Annotated in this window: 1 protein-coding gene; it reads right to left on the reverse strand. The window is 54.7% G+C overall.

Going from position 1 to position 243, the window contains the following annotated elements; all coding sequences use genetic code 11:
• On the reverse strand, positions 1-243 hold a 243-nt coding region (locus ACLH1I_RS26710; protein ID WP_411302960.1), incomplete at both ends, for a transposase.

The raw sequence follows: 243 nt of genomic DNA on the forward strand, positions 1-243 counted from the left end.
GCTGATTTTCTTACGCCGCAGTTCATCGTGACAGAACCGGGTGTCGTAAGCGCCGTCTGCCGATGCTGCCCTGATTTTTCTGTGAGTCTGCCGGATAAGACCCGGGAAGGCCTCTGAGTCCGTAACGTTGTACAGCGACAGGTCAGCGCAGATGATTTCATGTGTTTTACTGTCAACGGCGAGATGCAGCTTACGCCAGATACGGCGGCGTTCCTGGCCATGCTTTTTGACTTTCCACTCGCC

It is taken from the genome of Klebsiella sp. 1SOBk10mer (genome assembly GCF_046602535.1).
GTDB classification, from domain to species: domain Bacteria; phylum Pseudomonadota; class Gammaproteobacteria; order Enterobacterales; family Enterobacteriaceae; genus Klebsiella; species Klebsiella quasipneumoniae.